Source organism: Paenibacillus sp. 203, from assembly GCF_037027525.1.
GTDB classification, from domain to species: Bacteria; Bacillota; Bacilli; order Paenibacillales; family Paenibacillaceae; genus Paenibacillus; species Paenibacillus polymyxa_B.
The window spans coordinates 166,812-193,315 of sequence record NZ_JAXCHD010000002.1; the positions used below are offsets into that span (position 1 = coordinate 166,812).

Below are 26,504 nucleotides of genomic sequence, written 5' to 3' on the forward strand. Positions count from 1 at the left end.
CCAATCGAAAGGTGACGACACTCCATAAAAAAGTCTATCACGATTCTATCTCTCCTTCAATCCGTATTAACGTCTGAAGAAGTCGCGCTCGTTGTCCAAACGATTGGTTATGAGAATATATATAAAATATTATCGTATATTCATATATAATAAGACTTTTCTTAGAAACGACTGGGTAAAAAATAAAAACGGTCCGCAGATTAATCTACGAACCGTTTTCTAAAAATCCTCTATACTTAGTGAATCACTTGATACCATCACACATATACATAGTCCTTCATTTCTTTAGTCTGTATAAATAAAAGTGAAGAGTCGCCAAAAGCACTAAAGCAGCGGAGAGGACGGAATCGTTCTGAAGAAGCGGAGCGTTCGCCTTTGCCCCCGGATTTCTACCCTTGAACATACAAACAAGAAATCTGGGGGCAACAGCGATCGGAAGAATGATCCGTCCTCGTAGCGGTCACAAGCCGCATACCGTTACTTTGTCACTCTGCATGATATTAATGTAGAACGATTTTTACACGGAAAAGTAAAAAGGCTGTACGCATACTGGCTTGGATACGGTTACTTGTTGCCCGGTGTAGGTCAAGCGTCCACTTGCCTTGTCCACTTTGAACGTAACGATGTTGTTGGTGTCGCGGTTGGCCACAAGCATATGGTCACCATTTGGAGTCAAAGCAAAATGGCGTGGATGCTCTCCTTCAGCAGATACATGCTCGACTAGGCTCAGCTTGCCAGTTGCTCCGTCTACAGCGTATACGACAATGCTGTCATGCCCACGGTTGGAACCGTACAGATAAGCTCCATCCCCCGAAATCGCAATTTCAGCAGTTGTATTTTCACCTGTAAAGTCAGACGGTAATGTCGGTACGCTCTCAAGCTCAGTGAGCTTGCCAGCCTCTGCATCATATGCAAAAGAAGTAATGGAAGAATCCACTTCGTTAATGACAAAAGCAAATTTACCATTCGGGTGGAACGTCAAATGACGTGGACCTGCACCTGCATGGGTTTTCGTTTCACCATGAAACACCAGTTGTCCTTTGCTGTCATCAATAGTGTAAACGCGGATCAGATCCAGACCGAGATCTTGTACGAACAGGAAGCGGCCGTCCGGACTAAAGAAACTAGAATGTGGATGTGGACGATCCTGACGTTCAGGATGCGCTCCTTTGCCCTCATGCTGTTTAACATCCAGCAACTCACCGATACGTCCGTCCTCAGTCAGGGACACCAGTCCCACCATGCCACCGTGGTAGCTGACTACAATAAGGTAACGATCAGATGGATCACGCTGAATGTGGCAAGTTGTTGCACCCACGTTTTCCGCACGATTCAGCAATGTAAATGTTCCTTTAACTGGGTCAATTTCGAAAGCAGAGGCTTCGCCTACTTTCGCTCCTGCAGCAGAAGTCGTCTCTCCAATGGAATACAGCTTCCGATTTTTGACGTCAACATTCAGGAATGTAGGATTTTTCAAGCCGGAGAACTCATCCTGTAGTGTAAGTGCTCCTGTCTGTTCATTAAAAGTGTACGAATAAACTCCGTTACCTTCCAATTCGGCGTAAGAGCCTGCAAATACGAGCAATTTTTGTTGTGCTGTCATGGTTGTGTCCTCCTTGGATTAAAAAAATGATGGGCAATTGGAATGATTGCTCCTGTTACAAATATCGCTTTAAGAGGCGCGCTCCACCACGGGCTCTGTGGACAACGCCACATTTCCCGCTACGGCACGCGAGATCATGCATGAGGTTTCTGCCTGCTCTGCCAGTCGCAATGCTTGTTCGATCTGCGATTCTGTCGCATCGGCGGCCAATTGAACCTGCGGACGATGCACAATTCGGCGATATGTAAAAATATTATTCGTTACATCGACAATCCCTTCGGATTCCAGCGCCAGTGATGCCACCGGGAGACTCGCGCGCTCCATCATCGCCGCCAACGTAATCAAATAGCAGGTAGCAGCGGCACCGAGCAGCATTTCATCTGGATTGGTGCCCACACCAGGGCCTCCCATCTCAGCCGGGATCGAAATTGCAGTCCGCAACTGTCCAGCCTCAATATGGCCGTCGCTGTTGCGCCCCCCGTTCCAGTCTGCCTTGAGCAGAAAGGTATGCTCCATTTCAGGTCACTCCTCTCTCTTATATTATGAATCTTTACACAGGTGAATGTAAAGGTTAGTCAATCTCCTGATTTTTGGTTTCCGTACCCAGCAACCATACAGCCGCAGCTCCAATCAAGATAGCTACGAAGAAAATCACAAAGATAGATGGTAGCGCTACGCCCTGTCCTACGAGTATACCGACCGCAAAAGGCCCGATAACGCCTCCAATACGGCCAAACGCAGCCGCCATACCCACACCAGTTGAACGTACAGCTGTCGGGTACAATTCTGGAGTATAGGCGTACATGGCTCCCCATGCACCAAGATTAAAAAAGGACAAGCAGATACCAGCAGCCAACAGCATTCCCGCCGTTTCCGAGGTGCCAAACCAAATGGCGGACACTGCTGTAAGCAGCAAGTAGATGATCAGTACGAATTTGCGGCCTAGCTTTTCAATTAGATAAGCGGCGGTAAAGTAACCTGGTAGTTGCGCAAGCGTCATGATCAGCACATACTCAAAGCTTTTAACCAGTTCGAAACCTTTCATAAACATCATGCTCGGTAGCCACAGGAACATGCCGTAATATGAAAATACAACTGTGAACCATAAAATCCACAGCATCAGCGTAGACTTGCGATGGGGTCCCGACCAAATCAAAGCCAATCGTGCACGCAGCGGAAGTTTGATGCTTTGCTGCTTATAACGCGGTGAATCATCAATAGCTCTGCGCAGATAAAGAGCGTACAGCGCAGGTACTGCGCCGAGAATAAACGCCATTTGCCAACCATACTTTGGAATAACAAAATAAGCAATAAGAGCCGAAAGGATCCAGCCTGCCGCCCAGAAGCTTTCAAGCAGCACAACCGCTCTTCCTCGTTCTTTCACAGGCACTGATTCTGACACCAGCGTCGAAGCAACAGGCAATTCCCCACCCAAGCCTGCACCAGCAATAAAACGCAATACCAGCAGCATTCCGAGACCTGTCGCCAAAGCGGATAATCCACTGGCAATGGAAAAGATCAACAATGTCCACACTAATATGGCACGTCTGCCGTAACGATCAGCCAAAATTCCCGCCAAAGCGGCTCCGAACACCATTCCTATCGAATTCATTGCAGTTAGCAGTCCAATTTGCTCAGATCCCAGATGCCACTCCTTTGCCAACGCTGCGACTATAAATGAAAGCAGCCCCACATCCATAGCATCAAACAACCAGCTGAGCCCTGCGCTAAACAGCAATTTTCTTTTTTTGGCTGGTGGTAATGAAGTTAATTCACTCATGATTTGCTCTCCCTTAAAAATATATCGTATGTAGACGTATATTCAGGTGTCTTGTCACCTGTAGTCTAGCATCTATTGTACCGTAAGCTTCCTTAATCTGCGAGCTTTTTAACACAAAAAAAACGGAAGATTGCCTACGGCAATTCTCCCGCCTTCTGGAACCTGCCACTTACCGGTTTTGGACCAGACCGATGATCGTCACCATGAGCACCAGCAGCTGGATGAGTGTATCGTTACTCATTCCAATCGCCTCCATCCCATATGAGATACTCCTTCGGCCGTTTCCCCTCTCCCCGGATCATGACGCTTGTTCCCCAATACATACCTATGCAGGCGGCGGGAAGCTTATGATCAATCATGGATGAAAATCTCCATACGTTTAAGGTTTAATCCAGGACCACTGCAAATCCATTTCCTGAATGCATTCACGGTTATCATGTTCATCATTGGCCACCAGTGGGGTCACCGGATAGATGCTCATGTCTCCTTGCTCATACGTGCGTAGTAGAGGTAGCAGCTCATCTATGTCCTGTACAGACGGATTCAGCCATGAATCTATATGGTCAGCTTCCAAAATAGCCGGCATACGGGTATCGAATTCACGTATATCCGTATTGGCCTGAACTGTCATCATCGTACAGGTGCGTAAAGGCTCCTTACGACTATCCTGCCATACTTCATATAGCCCCGCGACCGCAAACATCTTCTGTTCCGGCAATACCACTCGTACAGCACACATGCGTTTACCCAATTTTCGCCAATAATAAAATCCATTGCATGGAATGATACAACGCCGGGTTTCCGCCATCTTGCGATAACTTGGATTTACCCGAACCGTATTCAAGTCTGCATTGACACAATCCTTGCCCCAGTAGGGAATAAATCCCCAGCGGAATTCATCAAGTACTCGTTCTCCATCCTGATGCAGCACAATTGGAACATGCTGGGTGGGACTCATGTTATAGCGTGTTTTGTAATAATACATCACCCGTTGTATACCAAAATGATCCCTAACCTCATCCAAATCAGCCGATAACGAAAACCTCTTGCACATTTGCTATTCATCCTTCCGCCTTTTTCACCTATTGTGCGGATATACAAGGAAAAATATGCATATGCAGGTTTTGCAAAAATCCAATAAACGACAAAACATATAGCAATATCCCCGCAGTTGTGAAGCTACGGGGATAGATACTAACTTATATTGTTATTACTTCTTTTCTACCGCGTGACCGCCAAATTCATTGCGCAACGCAGCAACCACTTTCCCGTTGAACGTGTCCGCATCAAGAGAACGATAGCGCATCAGCAGGGACAAGGCAATGACCGGAGTTGCGGCCTGAATGTCCAATGCTTCCTCAACCGTCCATTTTCCTTCACCAGAAGAGTGCATAACCCCACGAATTTCGTCCAGGTTTGCATCTTTGGAAAATGCACGTTCAGTCAAGCCCATCAGCCAAGAGCGAATAACAGAACCGTTGTTCCACACGCGCGCTACTTGTTCATAATCAAAGTCAAAGCTGCTTTTTTCTAGCACTTCAAATCCTTCACCGATGGAAGCCATCATGCCGTATTCCACACCGTTATGAACCATTTTCAGAAAATGTCCGCTTCCGGATTTACCTGCATACAGATATCCATTTTCCACTGCTGTGTCACGGAAAATAGGCTCAACAACCGCCCAAGCTTCCGGATCGCCACCGATCATGTAACAAGCGCCATTACGTGCGCCTTCCATCCCGCCTGAAGTTCCAGCATCCATGAAGCTGATACCATGTTCTTGAAGACGGGCATGACGAGCAATAGACTCTTTGTAATGAGAATTACCACCTTCAATAATGATGTCCCCTTTGGACAACATCGGTTGAAGCTGATCCAGCACAGAATCAACAATTTGGTGAGGAACCATAATCCATAATACTCTAGGGGATTGAGTTGCCTGTACAAGCTCTTCCAATGTAGAAGCACCTTTAGCTCCATAATCCTTCATTTCTTGAATTGCGGCCGCATTGACGTCGTAAGCGACAAGTTCATGCTTATGATCGATCAAATTTTTTCCGAGATTCAAGCCCATTTTTCCCAAACCAATTAATCCTACTTGCATAGTAAAGGCCTCCTGCCGTAGCAAACATATTTTGTATATACTTTCTTATTGGTGTTAAGAACGAACGACTGCTTTTTCAGTGCTTTCGGACTTTTCGTCCAGCCACCATGTAAAACCTTGTTCTTCCAACAATTGATCTGAAGCTTCTGGACCGTAAGAGCCTGCTGCATACGTATGCAGTGGAACCTCACCACGAGCAAAAGCTTCCAGTACAGGTTGAACCCACACCCATGAAAGCTCAACTTCGTTCCAATGAGCAAAAAAGGTGGAATCGCCGCGCAGCGCATCAAAGATGAGGCGCTCATAGGCTTCTGGTACATCCTTGGCCTCGGAATGATAATTCATCAGAACCGTTTCCAGTTGACCAGCGTTTAGCGGGTCTCTGCTATTTAGACGCAGCGTTACCTTTTCATCCGGGTTAACATGGATGATCAGCAAGTTCGGGTCAGTCGGTTGCCCTTGAGCGGCATAAGGATCTGTGCTGTCCTTTTTGAATTCCACAACGATACGAGTAGATTTTTCTTTCATACGTTTGCCGGTACGAATATAGAACGGCACACCCGACCATTGTTCGTTGTCAATCCATAGGCGAGCTGAAATGAAAGTATCATTTTGCGAATCAGGTCCGATATCCGGCTCTTCTTTATAGGAAGGAACTGCTTTTCCGTTGATCTCACCGTTGGTATATTGGCCTCTAACTACGTTGGAAGCAATATCGGAAGGATCAAGCGCACGAAGCGCGTCCATCACCTTGCTTTTTTCGTCACGTACCTGGTCAGCCGTGATATGTCCCGGCTTGTTCATCGCCGTCATCATCAACACCTGCAGCATGTGATTTTGTACCATATCACGAATAGCGCCGGAATGATCGTAGTATCCCGCTCGCTCCTCCACCCCTACAGTCTCGGAAGCGGTAATTTGCACATTGGCGATGTATTGATTGTTCCATATCCCTTGAAGCAATGGATTAGCAAATTTTAAGGCTTCCAAGTTTTGTACCATGGGTTTACCTAAGTAATGGTCAATACGATAAATCTCATCCTCAGCAAAGGTTCTGCTCAGGCGATCATTCAGCTCACGTGCGGATTCCAGATCGTGCCCAAATGGCTTTTCGATAATGAGCCGTTTCCAACCCTTTGTTTCAGCTAAACCACTTTCCCGAATATTGTGGGCAATCACATCAAAAAATTCCGGTGCCACCGATAAGTAAAACATGCGGTTCCCCGGAATTCCCAAGTCATTTTCACGTTGCTCAGCAAGCTGTAGCAGCTTTTTATAATCTTCCGGGTGGTTGACATTCAATGCGCTGTAACGGAAAGCACTTAAGAACTGATCCATCTGTGCACGGTCTTCATTCACGTGTCTGGAAAAATCCTTAATGGATTGCTCTACATTACTTTGAAATTGCTCGTCCGCCACTTCACGACGCCCCATCCCAATTACAGAAAAGGAAGCCGGAATTTTACCTTCTACAAACAAATTATACAAGGCAGGGTAAATTTTGCGTTTCGCCAAATCCCCTGTCGCTCCAAATAAGACAAATGTCATTGAATCCATGAATTATTCCTTCTTCCCATTATAAAGATGAGGTTATTAAAAGTTACCTGAGGAATTAACGTAACCCATAATACACCCAAAATAAGGGGCAAGTCAATCAAATTTTAGCGAAATCGTGAACATTCGATATATCCTGTAATGATAACGTTTTCTGTGGTATGATTGACGAAAGGAAAGAGAAAAAACTGTTAAATATGTCACAGTTGATACAAAGCGTTATAGTTACTATTGGTATACAGAGTTACTTTTAGTATACTGTTTAAAACAACAATGAAATTGAGGGGATTCAGATGAGCGACGACAGGCAGCCTAAGCTTTTGTGCGGTAAGGTGGAACAGTCCTTTCAGATCATCAGCAAAAAATGGACCGCTCTCATCATTCATACTTTGATGGAACATCCCAAACGATTTAGTGAAATTCACGTCTCCATACCTGATCTTAGCAAACGCATGCTGAACGAACGCATCAAGGAACTAGAGCTTTCCGGCCTGATCCTTCGCAATGTCATCACAGAGCGGCCTGTGCGTACTGAGTATTCGCTGACACGCAAGGGTAAAGAGCTAGGTGATGCATTGAATGGTGTGGAGAGCTGGGCCGAGAGATGGCTTTAACTGCTAACAGGAGGTCGCCACACATGGTCTCCTGTTATTGTGTTACCCCACGTGGATCATAATACAAACTATAGTACGAAAATAATGGGACAACCGTCAGCAGCTCATAATTTCAGAATGGGCCAAGGAAGGATGAGAACGATGGCATTTGGCATTACCCGCCAGGAGCTTATGGCCTGGAAAAGAAAGGTCAGTGGTGGTGAAATTGCTTTTCTGACACATTACTGGCTGGATGATCGCTTTCCAGGCATTACAACCGTTACCAAGGTAGGATGTTCTGATTTGGACAAGCTGCGCTTATGGTGCAACCAAAACGGATTAGACCCCCAATATATTCATCAGCGTCAGCCGTATCCGCATTTTGATCTCATCGGTAACAAACAAGCGGAAATTTTACGTAAGTATAGCATTAGCGATCAATTTAAACGCTTTGAACTTCAACTCCCAACGAGTACACGCCCATCGTTCTAAACCGCAGTTCTCAGTGCTGCGGTACTTTTGTTTTCATACCAGTTAATACCTTGTGTATCCAAATCGCTGACATAGCCCCTTCTCCCATCGCCACAGTTGCTTGCTCGGCATGAGCTCCTAAGTCCCCGGCTACCCATACATTTTCCACATTTGTCATTTTGCTGCGCGGATGAGTTTCAATATGCTTATTGTGCAGCAGATGTACACCCAGTTGCTCTGCCAGCTCTGAATGAACATGATTGCTGCCAAAAGCTAAAAAGCCTCGCTCTGCTCGAACCACTTGTCCATCAGCCAGCCGCACTCCTTCAAAACAGCCCGGTTCTCCGGTTATAATCTCAGAAATGGCTGCTTCCTTATAGCCAATTCCTTTTTCCCGCAGCTTCACAATCAGCTCGTCCGGCACCTCTGAACGCTCATGATTGACATAAACAAGTTGATCGGTGCGCGCTGATAAAATCAGTGCCATGGAAGCTCCTGCTTTGCCTGCTCCCATGACGACCGTGCTGCGATCCTGAACCTCATAACCGTCACAATCCGGGCACACATATACACTGTTGCCCAAGCAGGCTTGTAATCCATCCAGCTTTGGAAAACGGTCCGTTAGCCCTGTAGCTAACAACAGCGTCTTAGACGAATACACGGAGCCTTCCTCCACTTGAATGTCAAAAAGCTCATCCCTTTTGACAGCTTTTACCGCCTTCCCTTCAATAAACTCAGTACCTAGTTTCGTGGCTTCACTACGTCCAAGCCGTCGCAACTCTTCACCAGAAATTCCGTCAGGAAAGCCCAAAATATTATGATACTGGTGGCACAGCGTAGATCGACCATAGCCCGAATCTATTACTAGAACTCGATGACTGCTGTATCTCCCCAATTGAATCGCTCCTTGCAATCCGGCAATTCCCCCACCAACAATAATGCAATCATAGTTCATCACTTTTCCTCCTTTGAATCGCGTTATCCTAGACATCTGCATAAAACCGCAATAACACCAATGTAAACTTCTCATCCAATTTTAAACATAATATCACCCACTAACGGATGAATTAACCCCTGTGTCCGTACATATCAATAGCTTACATTCCTTAAAAATGGAATGACAAAAAGCACTGTGGATACCCACAGTGCTTTACCAGGCCGAACCTGAAACGTCAATCTATCGTGAAAATTATTTAAATGTTTTTACGCGTTCTTCAACAGGCTGGAATTCTTTTTCACCTGGTTGGAATGTCGGTTTACCAAATGGCATTTCAGCAATCAGTTTCCAATGCTCAGGAATGTTCCATTCGTTTTTCACTTTTTCATCAATCAATGGGTTGTAATGCTGAAGGGATGCCCCCAGTCCTTCTTGCTCCAGAGCCGTCCATACTACCAATTGCAGCATACCATTAGATTGGTTGGACCAGATTGGGAAATTGTCCGCATAGGCTTCAAATTGTTGTTGCAGACCAGCTACCACGTTATTGTCTTCAAAGAACAAGACTGTTCCGTATCCGCTGCGGAAACCGTTCATTTTCTCGGCAGTAGACTTGAATTGCTCCTCATTGCCTACAACCTCACGCAAAATATCTTCTGTAATATTCCATAGTTTATCATGATGCTCTCCGAGCAACACTACAGCACGTGAAGTTTGGGAGTTGAAAGAGGTAGGTGTGTACTTAACAGCTTCCTCTACAATCTCTTGAATCCGTTGGTCAGAAATAACCTGTTCTTTGCTAATACCATAATAGGAGCGTCTGTCTTTCAGAGCTGTGAAGAAGTCTTTAGCCATTTTTTTGTTACCTCCTGAGAAAAATTAATTACTTTTCGTAACTTAATATACATTACATATATCTTAAAGTCAAGAGATTTCTTTTTAAATATTACCAGTTAGTTGATGATTATACGCCACCATTATATTTTTTCTCACTGGAAGAGGTGTGCTTGGTTGCATCCTTGTCTCTCTCCTCCTGTCTTTCCATCTTCAAATCCTCTACAGGAATGGCGTCTACCGTCTGCTCGATCTCAAAACGGTCGAACAAGCTTTCCTGCTCTGTCGGATACTGCTCTGCATGATCTCGATTGATCGACTGTTTCTGATGTTGAGACTCCGTTGTTCCTTTCCCCGTCTGTCCTTTCTGCTGATTCTGATCGTGCAGGTTATCTTCAAATGGGGCCATTTTACTTCCCTCCCTATCGGATTGGTGTCCACAATATACTTTTACCTTTCACATCGGGGATTAAACGCAAAAAAGAGAAAATCTCTGCAAAGATTTTCTCTACTCATGTAGTTATAGATGGTTGATTGGATTATTCCGAGCTGGATTGACCTGTACACTCATGAAAAAGATGAGGTTCCAGCTTCTCTCCCGTTACGAGCTTCTGCACCAGTTGAGTCCCCGAGTCGGGGGTCATTTGACCATACCAGTCCCCTTGAGGATATACGATCACAACCGCAGCATCATGACAACGCCCATTACAGCGAGTTCTGGTCGTGTGAATATATGCTTCTGCATTTTGTTTACGAATTTCATCCCGAATTGCCTGTGTAACTTCTTCACCCTCATGTCGCATACATGTGCCTCCATTGCAGATCAACACATGATGCTTCATTGGTTCTAACTCAAAAATAGCCATAGCTTCCCCTTTAATCAACAGTTGTTGGTTTTAAATCAATGTTTATCTGGATAAAGAACAAGCTGTGCTTCCATCTGATCAGCTTCAATCGTCAGCACGATGAATGAATATTCGTCTTCGCCGCGTTTGTCCGTCGGAGACCCCGGATTAAGGACAAGCTGACCGTCAATCGTTTTGACCACCGGAATATGCGAATGTCCATAAATCAGGCAATCCAGCTTTTCTCCCTTAAACGTATTCAATGCGATATTTTCTGTCGTTCCTCGCCAGCCGTGACCGTGAACCATACCGATCCGCTTGCCTTGGGCTTCAACGATTCGTTGATAGCCTAAACGCTCCACGATGTCCATTCCATCATTGTTTCCGGCAATGCCTTGCACAGGCGCAAATTCAGCTAGACGTTCATATACGAACCAATCCGTCCAGTCTCCGGCATGGAGAATGAGGTCACTGCCTTTTAACTCCTGTACAAGCCGACTAGGCAGTGTTTTGCTTCTATAAGGCATATGAGTGTCTGAAAGTACGATGATTTTCATATCAATTTCTCCTTACCAGCGTCTTTACACAGATGAACTTTGTTGCCCTACGCGCTGCTGAAGTGCCTGCTCCAGATCTCGCAGCGTAACGGTCTCGAAAAATGCCTGTATTTTCTGCTCTGCCACGGTATATAAACCATCCAACAATGCGTCTATGTTCCTGCCTACCTCACAATTATGATTGCTATCGGTATGGATGGCGAACAACGGACCTTCATCCTTGGTCGCCTCATAGATCATTTTCAGATTGATGTTTGAACTGGACATGCTTAGACGAAAGCCGCGTGCTCCAGGCGACGAATCCACCAAACCCGCTTGCTTGAGTCGGCTCATAATCCTTCTCACAACTACCGGGTTTGTATTGATGCTGGAAGCAATAAGTGACGATGTCATTCGCTCCGGTGCCCCTTCAGCCAGAAGAAGCAGACAATGGATACTAACGGAAAAATGGGTACTCATGTTAACCACCTTTATGTGTGTGCCTCATTAAATGTTTGGTAAAATGCATGTTTCCATCATACCACAATAGAGGCAGCAACACAGTGCTTACTGCACCTTACTCCGGAAAATAGTCATTTTCAGGACGTACTCGCACTTTTAATTGGCGTACACTATATTCCAACTGCTTAACGATATCCTCCAGTTGACGACGGTCAAGTCCATTAAGGTCGGCGGCAGGCTTAGGTGCATTTTTCAAATCACGTATGGTTGCCTGCTGCTCCTGCCACTTGTCCATCAGGTCGGCTATATTCGCATAAAAGCGTTCGTAATCCTTGATCACTTCATCTAGAAAGGCATCCACCTCGTCCGGATCATAGCCGCGCATTTTATTCTTAAACTGTTTCTCATGAATGGAGAGCGCGTCCAGCTGAATGCCCAGTTGCTTAAACAACTGCTTTTGCTTATCCAGACGACGCTTCATATGTTCATCCATCGGTTATTCCCTCCTTAACACACTATTCTTTTTATATCACATTCTAGGCTGGGAATAAAAGTCTCTGCTGATTGCCCAGCCCTATGAACGGGTATAAAAGAGCATACGTGTCACTTATCCAGACCACGAAGGGGAGAGATGATCATGAACCACTTGAACGATTCGCAGCTTGCAGAGCTGAAACATATGTTGTTGGAGCAGAAAAAGGATTTAGAAAAGCATTTTGAACAAAACGGTCAGGAAAACGCTCCATTGGGAGAAACACTGACAGATTCTACAGGTGAGCTCTCGTCCTATGACAACCATCCCGCTGATATAGGGACAGAAACCTTTGAACGGTCCCGTGATCTGGCGATTAATGATTCGCTGCAAGACGAGCTGGAGCAGGTCAATGCAGCCCTTCAACAGATGAAGGATGGAACGTACGGGATATGTGTGGAGAGCGGTGAAGAAATTCCTTTTGAACGGTTGCAAGCCATTCCATATACAGCCTATACCGTCGAGCACACGCCAACTCGAGAATTATCGAATGACCGCCCGGTAGAGGAACAGGTCATGACTCCGCCACCCAAGGGTGCAGGTGAGATTCGCCAACGAAATGCAGGACGATTTGACGATGCGGGCGCATGGGATGCCGTAGAAAAATACGGTACATCGAACTCGCCTGCAACTGCCGCCAAGCGTGATGTCACCGATTATGATGAAAATATGTAATGCTATACGCTTATGTATTCGTTCATCTAAAAAAGCAGCTTGTCCTTTGGACAAGCTGCTTTTTTATGCCTTACGGGAATACGGTGATCCCGTTTATCCAATTTCTATCCGTTTCCGACTGCGAGCTGACTCAATACAAGCGTCGATCACCTTCATATTGCTCACCGCATCTTCTGGCTCATACGGCAACGGGACACCGTCAAGCACCGCTTTAGCAAAAGCATCCGCTTGCAGTTCAAAGGAATTAAAACCTTTCAGACGTTCCTCACGCGTAACCGAACCGACGTGGACGAAAATTTGCGGTACCACAGACGTTCTTTCCCAACCGAACATTTTGGGCATCGCAATCGTACCCTTGCTACCGAGAATTTCCATGTTGGAACGGTTGGCTGCCCACATGCCACAATCGAAAGTAAGGTTGACTCCACCCGGGAATTCCAGCAAGCCGGAAGCCATCATATCGACGTTGTCATGCTCCGGGGAAAATAAGGCATGTACCGTCACTGCCTCCGGCTCCCGGTCCAAATACATACGAGCGGCTGATATCGGATAGACGCCCACATCATATAGCGAGCCGCCGCCCATGTTTTTATTAAAGCGCACATTATCTGCCTGATCGGTATTGTTAAACGTAAACGTGCAATGGAGGCCGCGAATGTCACCAATTTCCCCACTATTGATAATTTCCTTAATTCTTCGATGTTTGGGATGATAGCGATACATAAAAGCCTCTGCAAAGATCACTCCTGCACGTTGACATGCTTCAATCATGCGGCTTGTCCCAGCCGAGCTAAGAGAAGATGGTTTTTCACACAAAACGTGCTTCCCAGCCTCCGCTGCCCGAATGGTCCACTCTTCATGCAGATGGTTTGGCAACGGAATGTACACCGCTCCGATTTCGGGATCAGCCAACAGTTCATCATAGCTTCCATAACTTTTTGGAATATCGAACTCCCGGGCGGCCTCAGCGGCTTTATCCGCATTACGACTAGCAATCCCAAGCACTTCTCCGCGTTCAGATTGCTGAATCGCAGGAATTACAGCGATTTGTGCGATCTCCGCAGTGCCTAAAATTCCCCATTTCAGCTTTCTACCCATCATTCTCATCCTTTCGTGGTTAGGAATAGTTGTCTTGTTCCGCTTTATGCAGCATACCTAAGCAACGGTCCAAATCAGCTTTGACCTGCTTCTTGTACAATCGTGCTTTCTCCTCCCCATCATCTGTAAAGTGATAGAGTACAATCTCCTGAAAATCCACGCGCGGGTCTGTTCCTTTCAATCGCTTGGTACGGTAAAAAACGCCTTCCTGTACCAGCTCATGCAGCGCCCGGTAAACCTCGCTCTGAGGCGGAACATATCCAAAGCCACTAAACTCATCCTTCATCGATTCGAGCATCTGATATCCATAACCGCGATGCCTCTCCACCATTGTGATCAGATAAATTTTGATAAAAGCCCGCTGGGATATCATAAACGCCATTTCACAGCCTCCTCCACACCTTATTCGTGCACCTTATCTTCCATTATAAACCACTCTGCGTCCATACACTATTTCCTTTGATGAGATAAGAGTTTATGAGAACTCTCCATCCCTTGTGACCTGTTTTAAGATGGTGAGAGATATAGAATGTGGCGATATAGAGTAGTGTGCGAAGCGCTGAGAAATGATTTTATTGTTCTTTCTATTATGAATTTTTCATATGTTGAAATAATGTAACTAAGCAAAAAAAATAAAGTTACACATTACGAAGACTGGATTAATTGTTTTAAGGCCTCCGTATCGTTACTTGTCAAAATAGGAATATATTCTGTTATTTTTTGGATGTCCCAGTCCCACCATTTCAGGGTTTGGAGCATAGCTATAGTTTCCTCATCAAACCGATAACGAATTAACTTCGCGGGGTTTCCTCCTACAATGGAATATGGCAGAACATCTTTAGTCACCACGGCATTTGACGCAATGATCGCGCCATCACCAATTTGAACTCCGGGCATAATGCTAGCATTGTAGCCAATCCAGACATCATTTCCAACCACAGTGTCCCCTTTGTAGCCCCCACTTAAATTGGGTACACCAACTTCCCAATCTCCGCCAAACGCTCCAAAAGGAAAAGTGGTAAACGCATTTGTATTATGATTAGCGCCATTCATAATAAATTTAGCTTTGGCTGCAATCGCGCAAAACTTACCAATCTTTAATTTGTCCCCTATAAAATCAAAATGGTAAAGGACATTTTTCTCAAAATCCAAAGGGTTATCATCATCGTCATAATAGGTATAATCCCCGATTTCGATATATGGATTAACCACTACATTGTTCAAAAAACACAGACTTCTAATATTTTTCATCGGAAAAACGCTTCTTGTATCTGGACCACTCATTTAGCGACCCTCCCCATATGGATGTGCCTTCACTTTACTGGTAAAGGAACATCCAGTCTATCAGCATGTATACTATTAAACAAATGTAGATAGAAAAGTATCCCTTGGCCTTATTTCTTGGCTTTGGGATACTCTTGTGAACATATGTGATTGGGTTATCAAATCAGGCTTGCTTTTGTAAGGCTGGCGGACCTCCAGTCGGGCGAGGACGAACCCGAAGCCCCACGATCCATTTACCCAGAGGCAAACGTGCCAGCAGCCATGTTCCAGCAACGGAAAAGATCATACATAGAACGAATGAAGCCAGCGTACGAAGAACGTGACTCCAGTCTGCAAACAACCTCTCGTCAAAATAATAGGTCACACGTAGCATAAAGGCATGCATGAGATACGCTCCATAGGACAACGTTCCGATGGCCGTCAGCATACTCGCCACACGTCCCCCCTTATGAGCAATCCACGTCGCTACCCGATAAGCTACAAAAATAGACGCAACGCAATATACAGCCATGACTGGACGCAGCAGAGACAAATAGTTAAAGGAAAGAACTGTACCTCGCGGCGTCTGGAACTGACCGATCATCTCATACAGTAAGTAGCCTGTAATCACGATAAACAACGGCCAGTATATCATCTGTGCTTTGGTTACCCAAGCATTCCAACGCTTGACGTTCATCCCGGCTGCCGCTCCTAGCACAAAATAAAAGAAAAAGTAGATCACATTCCGGTCAGCGTACTGGGTGAACCAAGAGGTAATGACCGGAAGCTGGAGCTTATCCATCACTTGGTATACGGGTCCAACGGCGAACATGAGCAAAATATATAGTACGCCGAATCCAGCCAATGCAGCGGGTCGCCATTTTGACGGCAGTAGCGCAGACAAACGGCGAACGGCATAACGAAACACCGGAAATAACACATAACATTGAATAATCATAACGATGTACCATAAATGATAGCTGCTTTTCCCGTTCAACAACTTCTGGAAAAAATCCAGCGGGTGAATATATCCACCACTTTGGGCAAGCTGATTTCCCAATTCGTATAAAAGAGACCATATGATATAAGGAACGATGATGTCCATGAATCTTTTACGTAAAAACGTTCCGTACTTTAAGGCTCCATCATAATTGTAAAATAACACCATTCCAGTGATAAATACAAACACAGGAACTGCAAATTTGGAACATAGCAGTAAAAGTGTCATCAATACCCCGTCCTGGATGCGCGCCCCCTGCGCAACCGCATAGTGTGCGACGGAATGCTGAAGAACAACGGCCGCAAAAGCCAGCCCTCTCAGCAAAGCGACTTCGGAAATTCTCTCTTTTTGACTCATGTCACTCTCCTGTTACATCTAGCAATTTATAAATCCAGGATTTTTGCAAAATCCTCAATCTATTATAACGACAATTCTGTAAAAATATATAGAAGGTTAAACGTGCCAACGGCATGCAAAGCATCGTTTATCTCAGGTTTATCAATGAGTAAAAATATGTAAAAGCAGCAGTCCTCCCTCTCAGGGAGACTGCTGCTGTAAAAACAACCTATATGCAAAGGAAATAGGAAAGCCTACTGTACATCACTTTCTTAACTAGCCGTAAGGTGTTTACAGGTTCCTTCTAGTATCTGTGTACACATCTGTACGCGGCGTGTCCGCCACCGTATCATCATACGTTCTGTAACGATCCGCATTCAGCGAACGGTTGGTGCGGAAAATATCATAAACATCCCTGTGATGGTCAGCGGAATCCACCAGCACTAAAATCTTGCCCTGATCGACGTATGTCTCGTATTGACGTGCATCATCCTCTGGAATGCCCAGCCCGACCAGTCCACCGACCAAGCCACCTGCTCCCGCTCCGACAGCTGCTCCGGTAAGAGTAGCCGCGATAGGTCCAGCGGCAAGGATAGGTCCGATACCCGGAATAGCCAAGGCCCCGATGCCTGCCAGCAAGCCAGCGACACCGCCTACAACTCCACCTGTAGCCGCACCTGTCGCTACACCCTCCGGTGCCTTCGTGCCTGTCTCTTCGCTAATCGCCCTTAGATCGTCACGGTCACGTGTGATCACAGAAATCTCACTGCTTGGAATTCCTTTGCTCTGCAATTGTCCAATCGCACGAGACGCTTCCTGTTCTGTATCAAAAACACCGACAATTTTCTTTTCGTTATAATCGTTTAAGTTATTAGCCATGATAGTTACCTCCCAAATATTTTAGTGTTGAGTGGTTCGTTTTTCATTACCCCACTATAATGACGTTTAAACGTTTTACAAAAATTCAAAAAGTCGATTAGCATAAAATAGCTTCTATTTAACGCTTTGGCTTTGCTCTATTGGTCGCCACAGCTTCCAGTGGATCATCCGGCCAATAATGCTTGGGATATCTGCCCTTTAGATCCTTTTTGACCTCAAAATAAGCCTCGCTCCAGAAGCTGGACAAGTCGGAAGTCACTTGGACAGGTCGCTGGGCAGGTGACAGTAAATGCAATACAATTGGCACACGTCCGCGTCCAATACGAGGCGTATCCCCCATACCGAACAACTCTTGTAGTCGTACGGCCAGCGCTGGTGCCTCAGGATTTGAATAATCGACAGGAATGCGGGAACCGCTGGGTACGCGGATATGCGTCGGCGCTTCCTGATCAAGCTGCTGCCGCTGTTCCCAATCCAGCCTGCCAAGCAGCAATGCAGCACTGTCAAGCCGTTGCAGATCGGATACATTTTTGGCTCCTAGAGCAAAAGGCAACAGCCACGATTCCAGTGAATCCAGCAATGCCGATTCCGTGCAGTCTGGCCAGTCCTCAGGCGCCGAGAAGTGCATAAAAATCAAACGCGCCTGCAACTGGAGGGTTTGCCGATTCCATGACAGCAGCTTCAGACCTCGTTCACGGACACCCTGCATCAAGGCGGCAGCAAACTCCTCTGCCGGAGGTCGCTCATAGGACGTTTCCTTTAAGACGAGTGAGCCCAGCCGCAGTATCTTGCGGGCTCTCACTGCTGAGGCGGAGCTATCCCAGTATACGTTAGCTTGTTCCAACAGCATTTCACTGCAATGCTCGACCAGCTCTTGCAGTTCAATTGGTGCCGCCAACTGAATAGCACCGTCTGCTCCCTCGTCGTCTACTTCAGCGGCGACGAGATAGGACGAACGCGACATCCACTCCACTTGTCGGAGTCGCGCCCCCCGACCGCCGCTAAGCAAAAAGCGGCCATCCCCCCGGCCCTGCGCGATCCGATCCGGATACGCAAAGACCAACAGCAGCCCGCAAGCCGCGGAGCCGTCAGGCTCGTCCTGCGCTGCGGTTGCTGTTGGCAGCGTGGCTAGCAGCTGCCGGCTCTCCTGCACGATACGGCGAATCACCGTATCGTCTGCTGCCCGCAGCAGGCTGTGCGTACTGCGGGCATGGGCCGCCTCGCGCAGGGCGTCCAGCCGCGGGCGCAAATCCGTCCCGCCATGAGCGCGGAACGGGTCACGCTCTTGCAGCAGCGCAGCCAGACGGCTGGCAGTTGGTGCCAGGCCGAGGGCCGCAGCACGCAACAGCATGTGCCCAAGGCGCGGGTGCGTGCCCAGGGCGGACACCTCGCGCCCATGCGCGGTAATGCCGCCTGTAGTGCCATCGGCTGCTTCATCCAGACAGCCGAGCTGGTGCAGCAAACCTGTGGCCTGGCGGTACGCGGCCTCAGGCGGGGCATCCAGCCAGGCCAGCTCGGCGGGCTCGCGCACGCCCCAGACCGCCAACTCCAGCGCGAGCGGGGCCAGATCCGCCGCGGCGATTTCCGGCCGGCTGGCATCGGGGAGCGCGGCTTGCTCCTGCGCGCTCCACAGCCGGTAGCATACGCCCGGCTGGAGGCGGCCCGCCCGTCCGCGCCGCTGATCGGCGGAGGCTTTGGACACCTTGACCGTGGTCAAACGGCTCATGCCGGTTCGCGCGGAAAATACCGATTCCCGCGACAGTCCGCTATCGATCACCACCGTGATTCCGGCGATGGTCAAGCTAGACTCGGCAATTGAAGTGGCCAATACCACTTTTCGACTGCCCGAAGCCGACGGGCGTATTGCCTCATCCTGCTGCTCCAGCTTCATGCTGCCGTACAGCGGAATGATCTTGACATGTGCTGGTAAATGCTTTGAAGCCAATTCTCGTTCCGTTCTGTGAATTTCTCTAGCCCCTGGTAAAAACACCAGCAGATCACCTTCATGAGCATGGAGTACCTTTTCTACCGTCTCAGCCGTAAAGGACTCTAATGAAGTTGACGAAGGTTTGGACATATGAAAGGTTTCTACCGGAAATACAGTGCCTGGACATTCCAGCAATGGCGCATCCCCTAATAATCTACATACAGGCTCTGCCTCCAGGGTGGCAGACATGATCAATATCTTCAAATCCGGTCGCAACAGCGCCTGGCTTTGCAGGGCAAGTGCCAATCCTAAATCTGCATGCAGGCTGCGTTCATGAAACTCATCAAAAATAATCAGCCCGACTCCCTCCAACGCCTGATCATGTTGTAGCATCCGGGTCAGTACGCCCTCCGTAACCACTTCAATCCGTGTGTTTGGCCCTACCTTTGTATCCATACGAACCCGGTAACCCACGGTCTTCCCGGTGGGCTCTCCGAGCGCTTTTGCCATTTGCGCTGCTGCTGCACGCGCTGCCAAACGCCTCGGCTCCAGCATAATCATCTTTTGCCCTGCCAGCCACGGCTCATGCAGTAGCTCCAGAGGTGTTACCGTCGTTTTCCCCGCTCCCGGCTGTGCAATCAGTACCACCGCCGAATGGGATTGCAGTGTATGTTTAAGCTCGGGGATCACTTGCATAATAGGCAGTTGTTTATCTGTCAATGAAATCTCTCCAATGATACGCTTGATGCGTAGAATCTAAGTTTTAATTCCTTTATTATTTTGAATTTTTCATTACCTGTAATTATCGAGCACTGAATAGAAAAGGTTAAGCTGCCCCTCTGGAACTTCTCTTCGGTCTGTCGTGCATAATTCTTCTAAATCTATTATACAGATATTTAAATTTCCCGTCTGGCCATCGCAGCTATGTAAGTTTTCTGTGTTAGCTCCTATACCTGTCGGGATGCACTCGCGGCAAGATCGTTTTATAATATAGTTGATATGGATTGCTGAAGGACGGAACACAGAATCGAGGTCACTTTCGTATGGAATTACAGGCCCAACCCATCAGAGGGCGATTTGCCCCAACACCATCGGGATGGATACACTTAGGAAACGCTCGTACTGCCTTATTATCCTGGCTGCACGTTCGTTCCCTGGGTGGAACCTATATTTTGCGCATGGAAGATATTGATATGACGCGAGCTCGCAGCCAGTTGGCGCAAGGGATTATGGAAGACTTGCGCTGGATCGGGCTGAATTGGGACGAAGGACCCGACGTAGGCGGTCCCTACGGCCCCTACACTCAAAGCCAACGGCTGGAACGCTACCAGTCTGCATTGGAGAAACTACAGAGGCCAGATTTACTGTATCCTTGTTTTTGCAGTCGGACCGACATTCTGGCCGCCGCCCATGCTCCACATGGACTGTCTGGTGAAGGGCCTGCGTATTCGGGGGCATGTCGTAACCTTAGCTCTCAAGATGTCGTAGCCAAAGCCCAGCATAAACTTCCTTCACTTCGCTTTAAAGTACCGCAACATCCAGATGCCGTTATTTCGTTTCATGATCAGGTAGCAGGTCATGTGGCCTTTGGTGCGGCTGAGGGGGGCGATTTTATCGTCAAACGAGCTGACGGCATGTTTTCCTATCAGCTGGCTGTCGTTGTCGATGATGCGGATATGTATATGACCGACGTACTACGCGGGTATGATCTTCTCGATTCAACGCCCCGTCAGCTATTGCTGTACCAAGCTTTGGGGTTGCAGCCGCCACATTTCGCACACGTCCCCCTTGTCCTAGGCCCTGATGGGCGAAGGCTGGCCAAACGACATGGTGGCGTAGCACTCCGAGCTATGCGCCGACAAGGGGTCACACCGGAAGCAGTCATTGGCTGGCTCGCCTATTTTTCCGGGCTGCTGGATTCACCTGAGCCTGTGAAGGCTGAGGATTTAATCGATGACTTTCATTTGGATAAGCTGCCCAAAGAACCTGTCATCCTGACGAAACAATGCCTCACAAGATTATCTGCACTGCAACGGTAATGAGGTAAAGCACGGAGATTAAAATGTACGGGCAGGGGCATCCGCCCTTTGCTCCTCTCGCTTCTATTCCTCCAATCGCTTACGCATAGCGGACTCATATTCATAAAATACAGACGACGTATTCAGCCCTCTTTCCTCCAGCAGCATACGGAGACGTAGTGATTTTTCAGTCAGCCTGCGACTGATCCGTTGTTGCTCTCCTGCCTCATGACAAGCGTGAAGCAAATCACGTAGCTGGACACATTCCTTTTGTAATTGAAGCTCTTCCGGTAAAATGCCTGCATTCTTCAACAGCTTGTACGACATCCGCAGCTCCTCTGGAACATGTGACAAATCCTCGATGACCAGTGGCTTGCCCGCTCCCGGTAAATGATCAAATTCACCTTTGGCCATCGCCTCGGCAATCTTCTGCTCTGCCATTCTGGAGAACATCCCCATCACTCCTTGTTTTAAGCTTCCTATGTACAATCTATATTAAAGAAACCTGGAGTCCTTTGCCACTGTAGCTTATATATCATTAGGATGCCCTGTTTCCATAAGGGAGAGAGGGGGTTATTCTTCGATCCCAAGCAATTGACATACTTGTACTCTATATTTTTTGGCCTTACGTGTTCCATGAATGAGATTGGACAAGCGGCTAGCAGGAATATGGTAGGTATCACAAAAAGTTCTCTGATCCATTTGAATTTCAACTAGATTTTGTTTGATTTTCCAGCCAAAAGGAGTTACAGGATTTCGTTTGTTCAACAACGTTATCACCTCTTCATAGTATAGATTTAGAATTTTGATTGGGGTTTGGAGATTGGAGATTGGATTTCACACTCTTCCTTTAGCAACATGTCATGAACTCATTTGTTAAGATTTCATTTTGTATATTTGGTATATATTCAATAGTTCATCCAGTTTCATGGATTGTTCAATCACTTTGGGATGTGTTAAAAATCCATATTTCTTCTGGACTTAGTACAGTCTTTTTCTGGCCCGTTCGACACGAAGTAAAGTCACACCTGGATTCATCAGCATGATTCCCCCTTCTGTGTCATATCCTAATACAAAACGTAAATTTTTGGATTTTTTGAAAATTTGCTCGACAAAAAAAGTGCTTCTGGAGCATTCCAGAGGCACTTTTTTGGCGTTTTATGTTTATTTAAAGTGCCACAGACTCCTACAAGATGAACTTAAGATTCAACTATTGCTTTGCTACGCAGCCCGATGTTGCTTCCCATCGTCACCGCCCCTGTATTTCATGAATAAAGTCAGATAGGGTTAAAATCCATGGCAAATGCGACCGCATCACTTGCACAGCAACATTCTGCCTTCTTCGTTTTCCATATACATTTTATTTTATTCGGCTTGGAATAAATACTGAGAAATGTTTAATAACTATTAATAATAAAATAATCTTTCTTTTCGCCCTTCTCTAACTAAACTTTCATACTTTGTACACAATCTAAAGTCTGCAAATTGTTTGAACTGCTCAAATAATCTTATACAGCTAATGAAAAAGGCTTCTTTGTTAATGACTAATGATTTAGATAAAACGTCTAGTAAGTATTTAAATCCATATGAGTAATTACCTTTATTTAAGTAGTATTTAGCCAGTTCATATTTAAAACGCGTTGATTGTTCTGGAACCACTTGATGAGTGTACATATCAGCAGATGGTTGCTGTTGGGTGATCGAATCTATCTCCGCTTCGAACTGCTTAAGTACTTCATCCACATCAACTTGAAATCGGTTAGCCGCCATCATAATATTCAATAGTTGAGTAACCATTTCTTTAGTGGTGTTTGATGATACACTAATATATTCAACATAATCCGGAAGCACACTTATATCTCCGGATAATAATTTATTAACGTAAGTATTACATAGCGCCCAATTTTGAAATAGTTTAATCCAATGCAGAGTATCCTCATCTGTCTCTTTGACCCAATCTAAATTAACGTAGGCGTATGTATATTGTAGAGCTTGTTGATAATCACCTTGGGCTTCACAGACACTTGCACACAATAAATCAGCATAGGTGATATACACAAACAATGGACGGCTCAGCCTCTTTTCAATTTCCGCAGACTTTCGCTTTTTCTGTTGATGCTCTAATGTATATTGGATTTCCGCTTTATCTCTCATTTTTCGAGCGGTCACATCAAGCCTGTCCCACAAGCGCAAAGATCGATACACATTCGCCAAATCTTTAAGCGCATCAAGCTGGTCTATTTCATCCAGACGTTCCACGAAGGGTTCAAAAAGCGTTGCTGCCTTGAGATTACGGCTCTGATCATCTCCAACTTGAATCGAGAATATACGATATTGACAGATGGCCAAGCGTTCAGAATGCTGATATTTCTCCACTTCTGCGACATTCTCATAGAGAGGCAGCGCAGCAGCATGTCGTCCCTGTTCAAATAATGCTTCTGCAACATCAAATAGCCTTGACGCATACAGCGGATTATCCATGATATGCCCAACCATTCGACGGATAGCATCCAGCTTGTCCAGCTCCGCACAACGATACAATAATGGCTCGATTCGCCTAAAATTCGGGGAAAGGTCAATGATGTAATTTTCTATGTATAGATTGTAAAAATAGCCTTCTGGCAAATCCATAGCCACAGTGATTCGGTCTAGCTGCTGTACGGAAACAGGACGATGCTGAGTAATCCAATTACTAAGCGTTCTTTGATGAACCCCTGAATATTCGGCAAATTGACTCAACGTCATATCATTTTGTTTTAGATAATCCTCAAACTCCGCTGAAATCGTAGGTGTATGCTTCAATTCATAACCACCCTTCACATAAAAATTCCATTATTTTAAAAATAATCCTCTATTCTTCTCCATAATTAACCATCTGTCAATATATTATGCAACTAATGTTTATAGCGAAAATTCAGCATAACTTACACATATTGAGACATGTTGAACGAGTGACTTCCTGAAATGATTGGATTGATCCAAGTAAAAGGTTTCACAGAGTTGACATGACTAATTCATTACCCCATGTGGATTCTCACCAGTAATAGTATAGAGGTGAGGTCCCATGCAGAAACTCTGTTGGACCTTTAAATTACATGAAAAATCCTCTGATGTTGATGCAATCAAGGGATACATAGGTTCATTTCTCTCGCTTTGATAATGTGAAGTTGATTATTTCTCCAGTCACCATTCCTGTCAAAATTGCATAGATTCCCATAGCGCTCATCTTATATCCCAAAGCGTAAAATAACCCTATACATATTGCGTAGCCCAACAAAATCGCTGCATAGCGCTTTAAAAACTTACTCATGGAAATTCTCATAAGCAGCAACTCCCACCTTAATTTATACTTCAACCATTGTAAATGTTAGTTAATTGTTGCATAAAAGTAAGGGGGAATTTGTCGAATAAGAAATCCGTTAAGAAGAAATTTGCACCTATTCACTGCTGGGCAGGCCACGAAACAAGCCTTCTTTTTCATACCATCCACGCACTCACATGGAGTGCGACTTTGTGCAAACACCACTAAAGGACAGATCGCAATAGGATTTCAATTCCACGCACTCATATGGAGTGCGACCAATTTTGAGGTGTACCCCTCAGTCATTTGGCGCAAATTTCAATCCACGCACTCACATGGAGTGCGACACCAATTTAGAAATGGCTCGGGAATATGACGAACTAATTTCAATCCACGCACTCACATGGAGTGCGACTCAAAGGAGGTACATATGGATCAAAAAGAGTATTTATTTCAATCCACGCACTCACATGGAGTGCGACGCCAAGTCGAGAGACAGCAGCAACACGATCGAAATTTCAATCCACGCACTCACATGGAGTGCGACAGCATTTCAGCAAGGCTAAGGGCGGCAAGCCAGTAATTTCAATCCACGCACTCACATGGAGTGCGACCAAACCAACCGCTTCAGCAGCCATCCGGATAGGGATTTCAATCCACGCACTCACATGGAGTGCGACAGCGAAAATGCAGTAATTGATACCCTAATGATATCAATTCTACACATTGTCGCAAAAATTGATGTCAAATAAGCTTGGATCAACTATTGACTTTTACGGTTAAATAGCAATTTTAATACTTTTCGACAAATTTCGAGGTGCGAAGGACCCGGGGTTTTTATGTGAGCTTCACATTCGCACCTTATAAAATCAGTGGGCTTTCCATATCGTAAGCTTCCTTAGCCCCTATTGCTCTACTTTCTTTTTATAGCTATCTCCAAAGTTGTAGAAACGCAGGCTGTCTTCTTTTTTGTCTATCAATTCTTCTAATTCATATTTTAAACGGCGGAACTGGGTCGAATCCAAAATGCACTCAAACACAGAATTTTACACCCTTTGTCCGTGGTCTACGCACCTTTTCACAACCTTTTCCAGTCTTTTTCTGCCTTCTCTATCTAATGTACTTACATCATACGTAATTAGTATTAACAAGATCAACCTACTTCCACAAAAATGGAGGGTACTCGTCCAGATCTCCACGAATATATCTAGCTAAGAGCAAAGCCTGTCAATAGGACACAAGCCCCCAAGACATTTTCTCATTCAAATAAGGATGAATCATTTTTTCCTGTTTCCGTTCTTGCCATGCCTTCAATACGATTTTCCTCGTATCATCGTCCATCATAGCAGCCTCGTTTTCTTTTTTGTAAAATCCTTTGCCATGAATCATTTTTTGTTAATAATGTAAGAACAAAACGGTCGGGATATACTCCTCTAAGCTCTTCCATCACATCCAGTGCCAAGGAGGCTCGCCCTGGACGATCTTCTATGCAGAAAACCTACATAAGCATAGACCGACAGCTTCTAGTGCGGATTTCATATCGTTGGACAACAGTGTATAGGCAAAAGATAATAGGTCATTCACGTTATCTAACGGCGGGCGCTTATGGCGTCCATGGAAATAAAAATCATCTTTTTGCTGCAAGATCAGATCATCCCACACGGAATTGTACTGAACTGCCGCCGTCCCCTCCAAACCGCGTAAAATCTCCAGCTCCTCACTTCACGGACCTCTTCATGATTTCGGATAAAGAGGC

General features: G+C 46.0%; 28 protein-coding genes and 3 pseudogenes. 4 read left to right on the forward strand and 27 right to left on the reverse strand.

What is annotated here, in order from left to right:
• Positions 1 to 517: 517 nt before the first annotated feature.
• The 7 genes from WA407_RS03880 to zwf all read right to left on the reverse strand — a co-directional run bounded on the left by WA407_RS03880 (position 518) and on the right by zwf (position 7,044).
• Positions 518 to 1,603 carry a lactonase family protein gene (locus WA407_RS03880; RefSeq protein ID WP_061830324.1) on the reverse strand — a complete coding sequence of 362 codons (1,086 nt, stop codon included), beginning with the start codon at positions 1,601 to 1,603 and terminating at the stop codon, positions 518 to 520.
• A gap of 69 nt (positions 1,604 to 1,672) precedes the next feature.
• The gene (locus tag WA407_RS03885) at positions 1,673 to 2,119 is read right to left on the reverse strand and encodes an OsmC family protein (protein WP_311082862.1); all 447 of its coding nucleotides are present in this window, start codon (positions 2,117 to 2,119) and stop codon (positions 1,673 to 1,675) included.
• 55 nt (positions 2,120 to 2,174) lie between these two features.
• Complete coding sequence (locus WA407_RS03890) at positions 2,175 to 3,383, reverse strand: MFS transporter (protein WP_336076835.1); 1,209 nt, start codon at positions 3,381 to 3,383, stop codon at positions 2,175 to 2,177.
• 233 nt (positions 3,384 to 3,616) lie between these two features.
• On the reverse strand, positions 3,617 to 3,742 hold the full coding sequence (locus WA407_RS03895) for a hypothetical protein (RefSeq protein WP_268819851.1): 126 nt from the start codon (positions 3,740 to 3,742) through the stop codon (positions 3,617 to 3,619).
• A 20-nt stretch (positions 3,743 to 3,762) separates the two neighbouring features.
• Positions 3,763 to 4,437, reverse strand: a complete 675-nt coding sequence (locus WA407_RS03900; RefSeq protein WP_336076836.1) for an SOS response-associated peptidase — start codon at positions 4,435 to 4,437, stop codon at positions 3,763 to 3,765.
• A gap of 156 nt (positions 4,438 to 4,593) precedes the next feature.
• Positions 4,594 to 5,487 (reverse strand): phosphogluconate dehydrogenase (NAD(+)-dependent, decarboxylating), encoded by an 894-nt coding sequence (gene gnd, locus WA407_RS03905; RefSeq protein WP_254329695.1) that lies wholly within the window; start codon positions 5,485 to 5,487, stop codon positions 4,594 to 4,596.
• A gap of 54 nt (positions 5,488 to 5,541) precedes the next feature.
• The gene (zwf, locus tag WA407_RS03910; RefSeq protein ID WP_336076837.1) at positions 5,542 to 7,044 is read right to left on the reverse strand and encodes a glucose-6-phosphate dehydrogenase; all 1,503 of its coding nucleotides are present in this window, start codon (positions 7,042 to 7,044) and stop codon (positions 5,542 to 5,544) included.
• Positions 7,045 to 7,334: 290 nt separating this feature from the next.
• On the opposite strand from zwf, the gene WA407_RS03915 reads away from it, so the two are divergent.
• Entirely contained in the window at positions 7,335 to 7,655 is a 321-nt protein-coding gene (locus WA407_RS03915; protein ID WP_007430161.1) for a winged helix-turn-helix transcriptional regulator, read from the forward strand.
• Between the two features lie 141 nt (positions 7,656 to 7,796).
• Complete coding sequence (locus WA407_RS03920; RefSeq protein WP_336076839.1) at positions 7,797 to 8,126, forward strand: hypothetical protein; 330 nt, start codon at positions 7,797 to 7,799, stop codon at positions 8,124 to 8,126.
• Positions 8,127 to 8,136: 10 nt separating this feature from the next.
• Here WA407_RS03920 and WA407_RS03925 read toward each other — a convergent pair whose 3' ends face one another.
• From WA407_RS03925 to WA407_RS03955, 7 genes are all read right to left on the reverse strand, one after another.
• A complete protein-coding gene (locus tag WA407_RS03925) occupies positions 8,137 to 9,060 on the reverse strand; it encodes an NAD(P)/FAD-dependent oxidoreductase (protein WP_336076840.1) in 924 nt (307 codons plus the stop codon).
• 234 nt (positions 9,061 to 9,294) lie between these two features.
• Positions 9,295 to 9,897, reverse strand: a complete 603-nt coding sequence (locus WA407_RS03930; protein WP_025722870.1) for a nitroreductase family protein — start codon at positions 9,895 to 9,897, stop codon at positions 9,295 to 9,297.
• Positions 9,898 to 10,006: 109 nt separating this feature from the next.
• Complete coding sequence (locus WA407_RS03935) at positions 10,007 to 10,285, reverse strand: hypothetical protein (protein ID WP_254329693.1); 279 nt, start codon at positions 10,283 to 10,285, stop codon at positions 10,007 to 10,009.
• A 130-nt stretch (positions 10,286 to 10,415) separates the two neighbouring features.
• The gene (locus tag WA407_RS03940) at positions 10,416 to 10,742 is read right to left on the reverse strand and encodes a (2Fe-2S) ferredoxin domain-containing protein (RefSeq protein ID WP_061830316.1); all 327 of its coding nucleotides are present in this window, start codon (positions 10,740 to 10,742) and stop codon (positions 10,416 to 10,418) included.
• Positions 10,743 to 10,777: 35 nt separating this feature from the next.
• Positions 10,778 to 11,278, reverse strand: a complete 501-nt coding sequence (locus WA407_RS03945) for a metallophosphoesterase family protein (protein WP_235308171.1) — start codon at positions 11,276 to 11,278, stop codon at positions 10,778 to 10,780.
• A 24-nt stretch (positions 11,279 to 11,302) separates the two neighbouring features.
• Positions 11,303 to 11,737 (reverse strand): Rrf2 family transcriptional regulator, encoded by a 435-nt coding sequence (locus WA407_RS03950; RefSeq protein WP_013310015.1) that lies wholly within the window; start codon positions 11,735 to 11,737, stop codon positions 11,303 to 11,305.
• A gap of 97 nt (positions 11,738 to 11,834) precedes the next feature.
• Positions 11,835 to 12,212 (reverse strand): DivIVA domain-containing protein, encoded by a 378-nt coding sequence (locus WA407_RS03955; RefSeq protein WP_023988297.1) that lies wholly within the window; start codon positions 12,210 to 12,212, stop codon positions 11,835 to 11,837.
• Between the two features lie 144 nt (positions 12,213 to 12,356).
• On the opposite strand from WA407_RS03955, the gene WA407_RS03960 reads away from it, so the two are divergent.
• Positions 12,357 to 12,926 (forward strand): TraR/DksA C4-type zinc finger protein, encoded by a 570-nt coding sequence (locus WA407_RS03960; RefSeq protein ID WP_336076842.1) that lies wholly within the window; start codon positions 12,357 to 12,359, stop codon positions 12,924 to 12,926.
• Positions 12,927 to 13,019: 93 nt separating this feature from the next.
• Here WA407_RS03960 and WA407_RS03965 read toward each other — a convergent pair whose 3' ends face one another.
• From WA407_RS03965 to hrpB, 6 genes are all read right to left on the reverse strand, one after another.
• Complete coding sequence (locus tag WA407_RS03965) at positions 13,020 to 14,024, reverse strand: Gfo/Idh/MocA family protein (RefSeq protein ID WP_235308169.1); 1,005 nt, start codon at positions 14,022 to 14,024, stop codon at positions 13,020 to 13,022.
• A 19-nt stretch (positions 14,025 to 14,043) separates the two neighbouring features.
• Complete coding sequence (locus WA407_RS03970; RefSeq protein WP_013310011.1) at positions 14,044 to 14,406, reverse strand: helix-turn-helix transcriptional regulator; 363 nt, start codon at positions 14,404 to 14,406, stop codon at positions 14,044 to 14,046.
• 263 nt (positions 14,407 to 14,669) lie between these two features.
• Positions 14,670 to 15,308, reverse strand: a complete 639-nt coding sequence (locus WA407_RS03975) for a CatB-related O-acetyltransferase (protein WP_235308168.1) — start codon at positions 15,306 to 15,308, stop codon at positions 14,670 to 14,672.
• A gap of 163 nt (positions 15,309 to 15,471) precedes the next feature.
• A complete protein-coding gene (locus WA407_RS03980) occupies positions 15,472 to 16,644 on the reverse strand; it encodes an acyltransferase (RefSeq protein ID WP_235308167.1) in 1,173 nt (390 codons plus the stop codon).
• A gap of 270 nt (positions 16,645 to 16,914) precedes the next feature.
• On the reverse strand, positions 16,915 to 17,502 hold the full coding sequence (locus WA407_RS03985; protein ID WP_061830310.1) for a general stress protein: 588 nt from the start codon (positions 17,500 to 17,502) through the stop codon (positions 16,915 to 16,917).
• Positions 17,503 to 17,620: 118 nt separating this feature from the next.
• Entirely contained in the window at positions 17,621 to 20,149 is a 2,529-nt protein-coding gene (hrpB, locus tag WA407_RS03990; protein WP_336076843.1) for an ATP-dependent helicase HrpB, read from the reverse strand.
• 323 nt (positions 20,150 to 20,472) lie between these two features.
• Here hrpB and gluQRS point away from each other — a divergent pair, with 323 nt between their 5' ends.
• Positions 20,473 to 21,468 (forward strand): tRNA glutamyl-Q(34) synthetase GluQRS, encoded by a 996-nt coding sequence (gluQRS, locus tag WA407_RS03995; protein ID WP_336076844.1) that lies wholly within the window; start codon positions 20,473 to 20,475, stop codon positions 21,466 to 21,468.
• Between the two features lie 63 nt (positions 21,469 to 21,531).
• Here gluQRS and WA407_RS04000 read toward each other — a convergent pair whose 3' ends face one another.
• From WA407_RS04000 to cas1, 7 genes and pseudogenes are all read right to left on the reverse strand, one after another.
• Complete coding sequence (locus WA407_RS04000) at positions 21,532 to 21,906, reverse strand: DnaJ family domain-containing protein (RefSeq protein WP_069080479.1); 375 nt, start codon at positions 21,904 to 21,906, stop codon at positions 21,532 to 21,534.
• 114 nt (positions 21,907 to 22,020) lie between these two features.
• Positions 22,021 to 22,215: an XRE family transcriptional regulator gene (locus tag WA407_RS04005; RefSeq protein WP_235308378.1), complete on the reverse strand. Its 195-nt coding sequence runs from the start codon at positions 22,213 to 22,215 to the stop codon at positions 22,021 to 22,023.
• Between the two features lie 108 nt (positions 22,216 to 22,323).
• Positions 22,324 to 22,491, reverse strand: a pseudogene (locus WA407_RS04010) (Spo0E family sporulation regulatory protein-aspartic acid phosphatase).
• 363 nt (positions 22,492 to 22,854) lie between these two features.
• Entirely contained in the window at positions 22,855 to 24,249 is a 1,395-nt protein-coding gene (locus WA407_RS04015) for a helix-turn-helix domain-containing protein (protein ID WP_235308166.1), read from the reverse strand.
• A gap of 337 nt (positions 24,250 to 24,586) precedes the next feature.
• Entirely contained in the window at positions 24,587 to 24,769 is a 183-nt protein-coding gene (locus tag WA407_RS04020) for a hypothetical protein (RefSeq protein ID WP_336076846.1), read from the reverse strand.
• Between the two features lie 840 nt (positions 24,770 to 25,609).
• Positions 25,610 to 25,899, reverse strand: a pseudogene (cas2, locus tag WA407_RS04025) (CRISPR-associated endonuclease Cas2).
• 7 nt (positions 25,900 to 25,906) lie between these two features.
• Positions 25,907 to 26,467 (reverse strand): annotated as a pseudogene (gene cas1, locus WA407_RS04030) (CRISPR-associated endonuclease Cas1); the annotation flags it as partial.
• Positions 26,468 to 26,504: the final 37 nt, after the last annotated feature.

Coding starts and splice junctions, on each gene's coding strand:
- WA407_RS03880 (WP_061830324.1), bottom strand. CDS start 1,603: ATGACAGCACAACAAAAATTGCTCGTATTTGCAGGCTCTTACGCCGAA.
- WA407_RS03885 (WP_311082862.1), bottom strand. CDS start 2,119: ATGGAGCATACCTTTCTGCTCAAGGCAGACTGGAACGGGGGGCGCAAC.
- WA407_RS03890 (WP_336076835.1), bottom strand. CDS start 3,383: ATGAGTGAATTAACTTCATTACCACCAGCCAAAAAAAGAAAATTGCTG.
- WA407_RS03895 (WP_268819851.1), bottom strand. CDS start 3,742: ATGATTGATCATAAGCTTCCCGCCGCCTGCATAGGTATGTATTGGGGA.
- WA407_RS03900 (WP_336076836.1), bottom strand. CDS start 4,437: ATGTGCAAGAGGTTTTCGTTATCGGCTGATTTGGATGAGGTTAGGGAT.
- gnd (WP_254329695.1), bottom strand. CDS start 5,487: ATGCAAGTAGGATTAATTGGTTTGGGAAAAATGGGCTTGAATCTCGGA.
- zwf (WP_336076837.1), bottom strand. CDS start 7,044: ATGGATTCAATGACATTTGTCTTATTTGGAGCGACAGGGGATTTGGCG.
- WA407_RS03915 (WP_007430161.1), top strand. CDS start 7,335: ATGAGCGACGACAGGCAGCCTAAGCTTTTGTGCGGTAAGGTGGAACAG.
- WA407_RS03920 (WP_336076839.1), top strand. CDS start 7,797: ATGGCATTTGGCATTACCCGCCAGGAGCTTATGGCCTGGAAAAGAAAG.
- WA407_RS03925 (WP_336076840.1), bottom strand. CDS start 9,060: ATGAACTATGATTGCATTATTGTTGGTGGGGGAATTGCCGGATTGCAA.
- WA407_RS03930 (WP_025722870.1), bottom strand. CDS start 9,897: ATGGCTAAAGACTTCTTCACAGCTCTGAAAGACAGACGCTCCTATTAT.
- WA407_RS03935 (WP_254329693.1), bottom strand. CDS start 10,285: ATGGCCCCATTTGAAGATAACCTGCACGATCAGAATCAGCAGAAAGGA.
- WA407_RS03940 (WP_061830316.1), bottom strand. CDS start 10,742: ATGGCTATTTTTGAGTTAGAACCAATGAAGCATCATGTGTTGATCTGC.
- WA407_RS03945 (WP_235308171.1), bottom strand. CDS start 11,278: ATGAAAATCATCGTACTTTCAGACACTCATATGCCTTATAGAAGCAAA.
- WA407_RS03950 (WP_013310015.1), bottom strand. CDS start 11,737: ATGAGTACCCATTTTTCCGTTAGTATCCATTGTCTGCTTCTTCTGGCT.
- WA407_RS03955 (WP_023988297.1), bottom strand. CDS start 12,212: ATGGATGAACATATGAAGCGTCGTCTGGATAAGCAAAAGCAGTTGTTT.
- WA407_RS03960 (WP_336076842.1), top strand. CDS start 12,357: ATGAACCACTTGAACGATTCGCAGCTTGCAGAGCTGAAACATATGTTG.
- WA407_RS03965 (WP_235308169.1), bottom strand. CDS start 14,024: ATGGGTAGAAAGCTGAAATGGGGAATTTTAGGCACTGCGGAGATCGCA.
- WA407_RS03970 (WP_013310011.1), bottom strand. CDS start 14,406: ATGGCGTTTATGATATCCCAGCGGGCTTTTATCAAAATTTATCTGATC.
- WA407_RS03975 (WP_235308168.1), bottom strand. CDS start 15,308: ATGAGTGGTCCAGATACAAGAAGCGTTTTTCCGATGAAAAATATTAGA.
- WA407_RS03980 (WP_235308167.1), bottom strand. CDS start 16,644: ATGAGTCAAAAAGAGAGAATTTCCGAAGTCGCTTTGCTGAGAGGGCTG.
- WA407_RS03985 (WP_061830310.1), bottom strand. CDS start 17,502: ATGGCTAATAACTTAAACGATTATAACGAAAAGAAAATTGTCGGTGTT.
- gluQRS (WP_336076844.1), top strand. CDS start 20,473: ATGGAATTACAGGCCCAACCCATCAGAGGGCGATTTGCCCCAACACCA.
- WA407_RS04000 (WP_069080479.1), bottom strand. CDS start 21,906: ATGGGGATGTTCTCCAGAATGGCAGAGCAGAAGATTGCCGAGGCGATG.
- WA407_RS04020 (WP_336076846.1), bottom strand. CDS start 24,769: ATGAGAATTTCCATGAGTAAGTTTTTAAAGCGCTATGCAGCGATTTTG.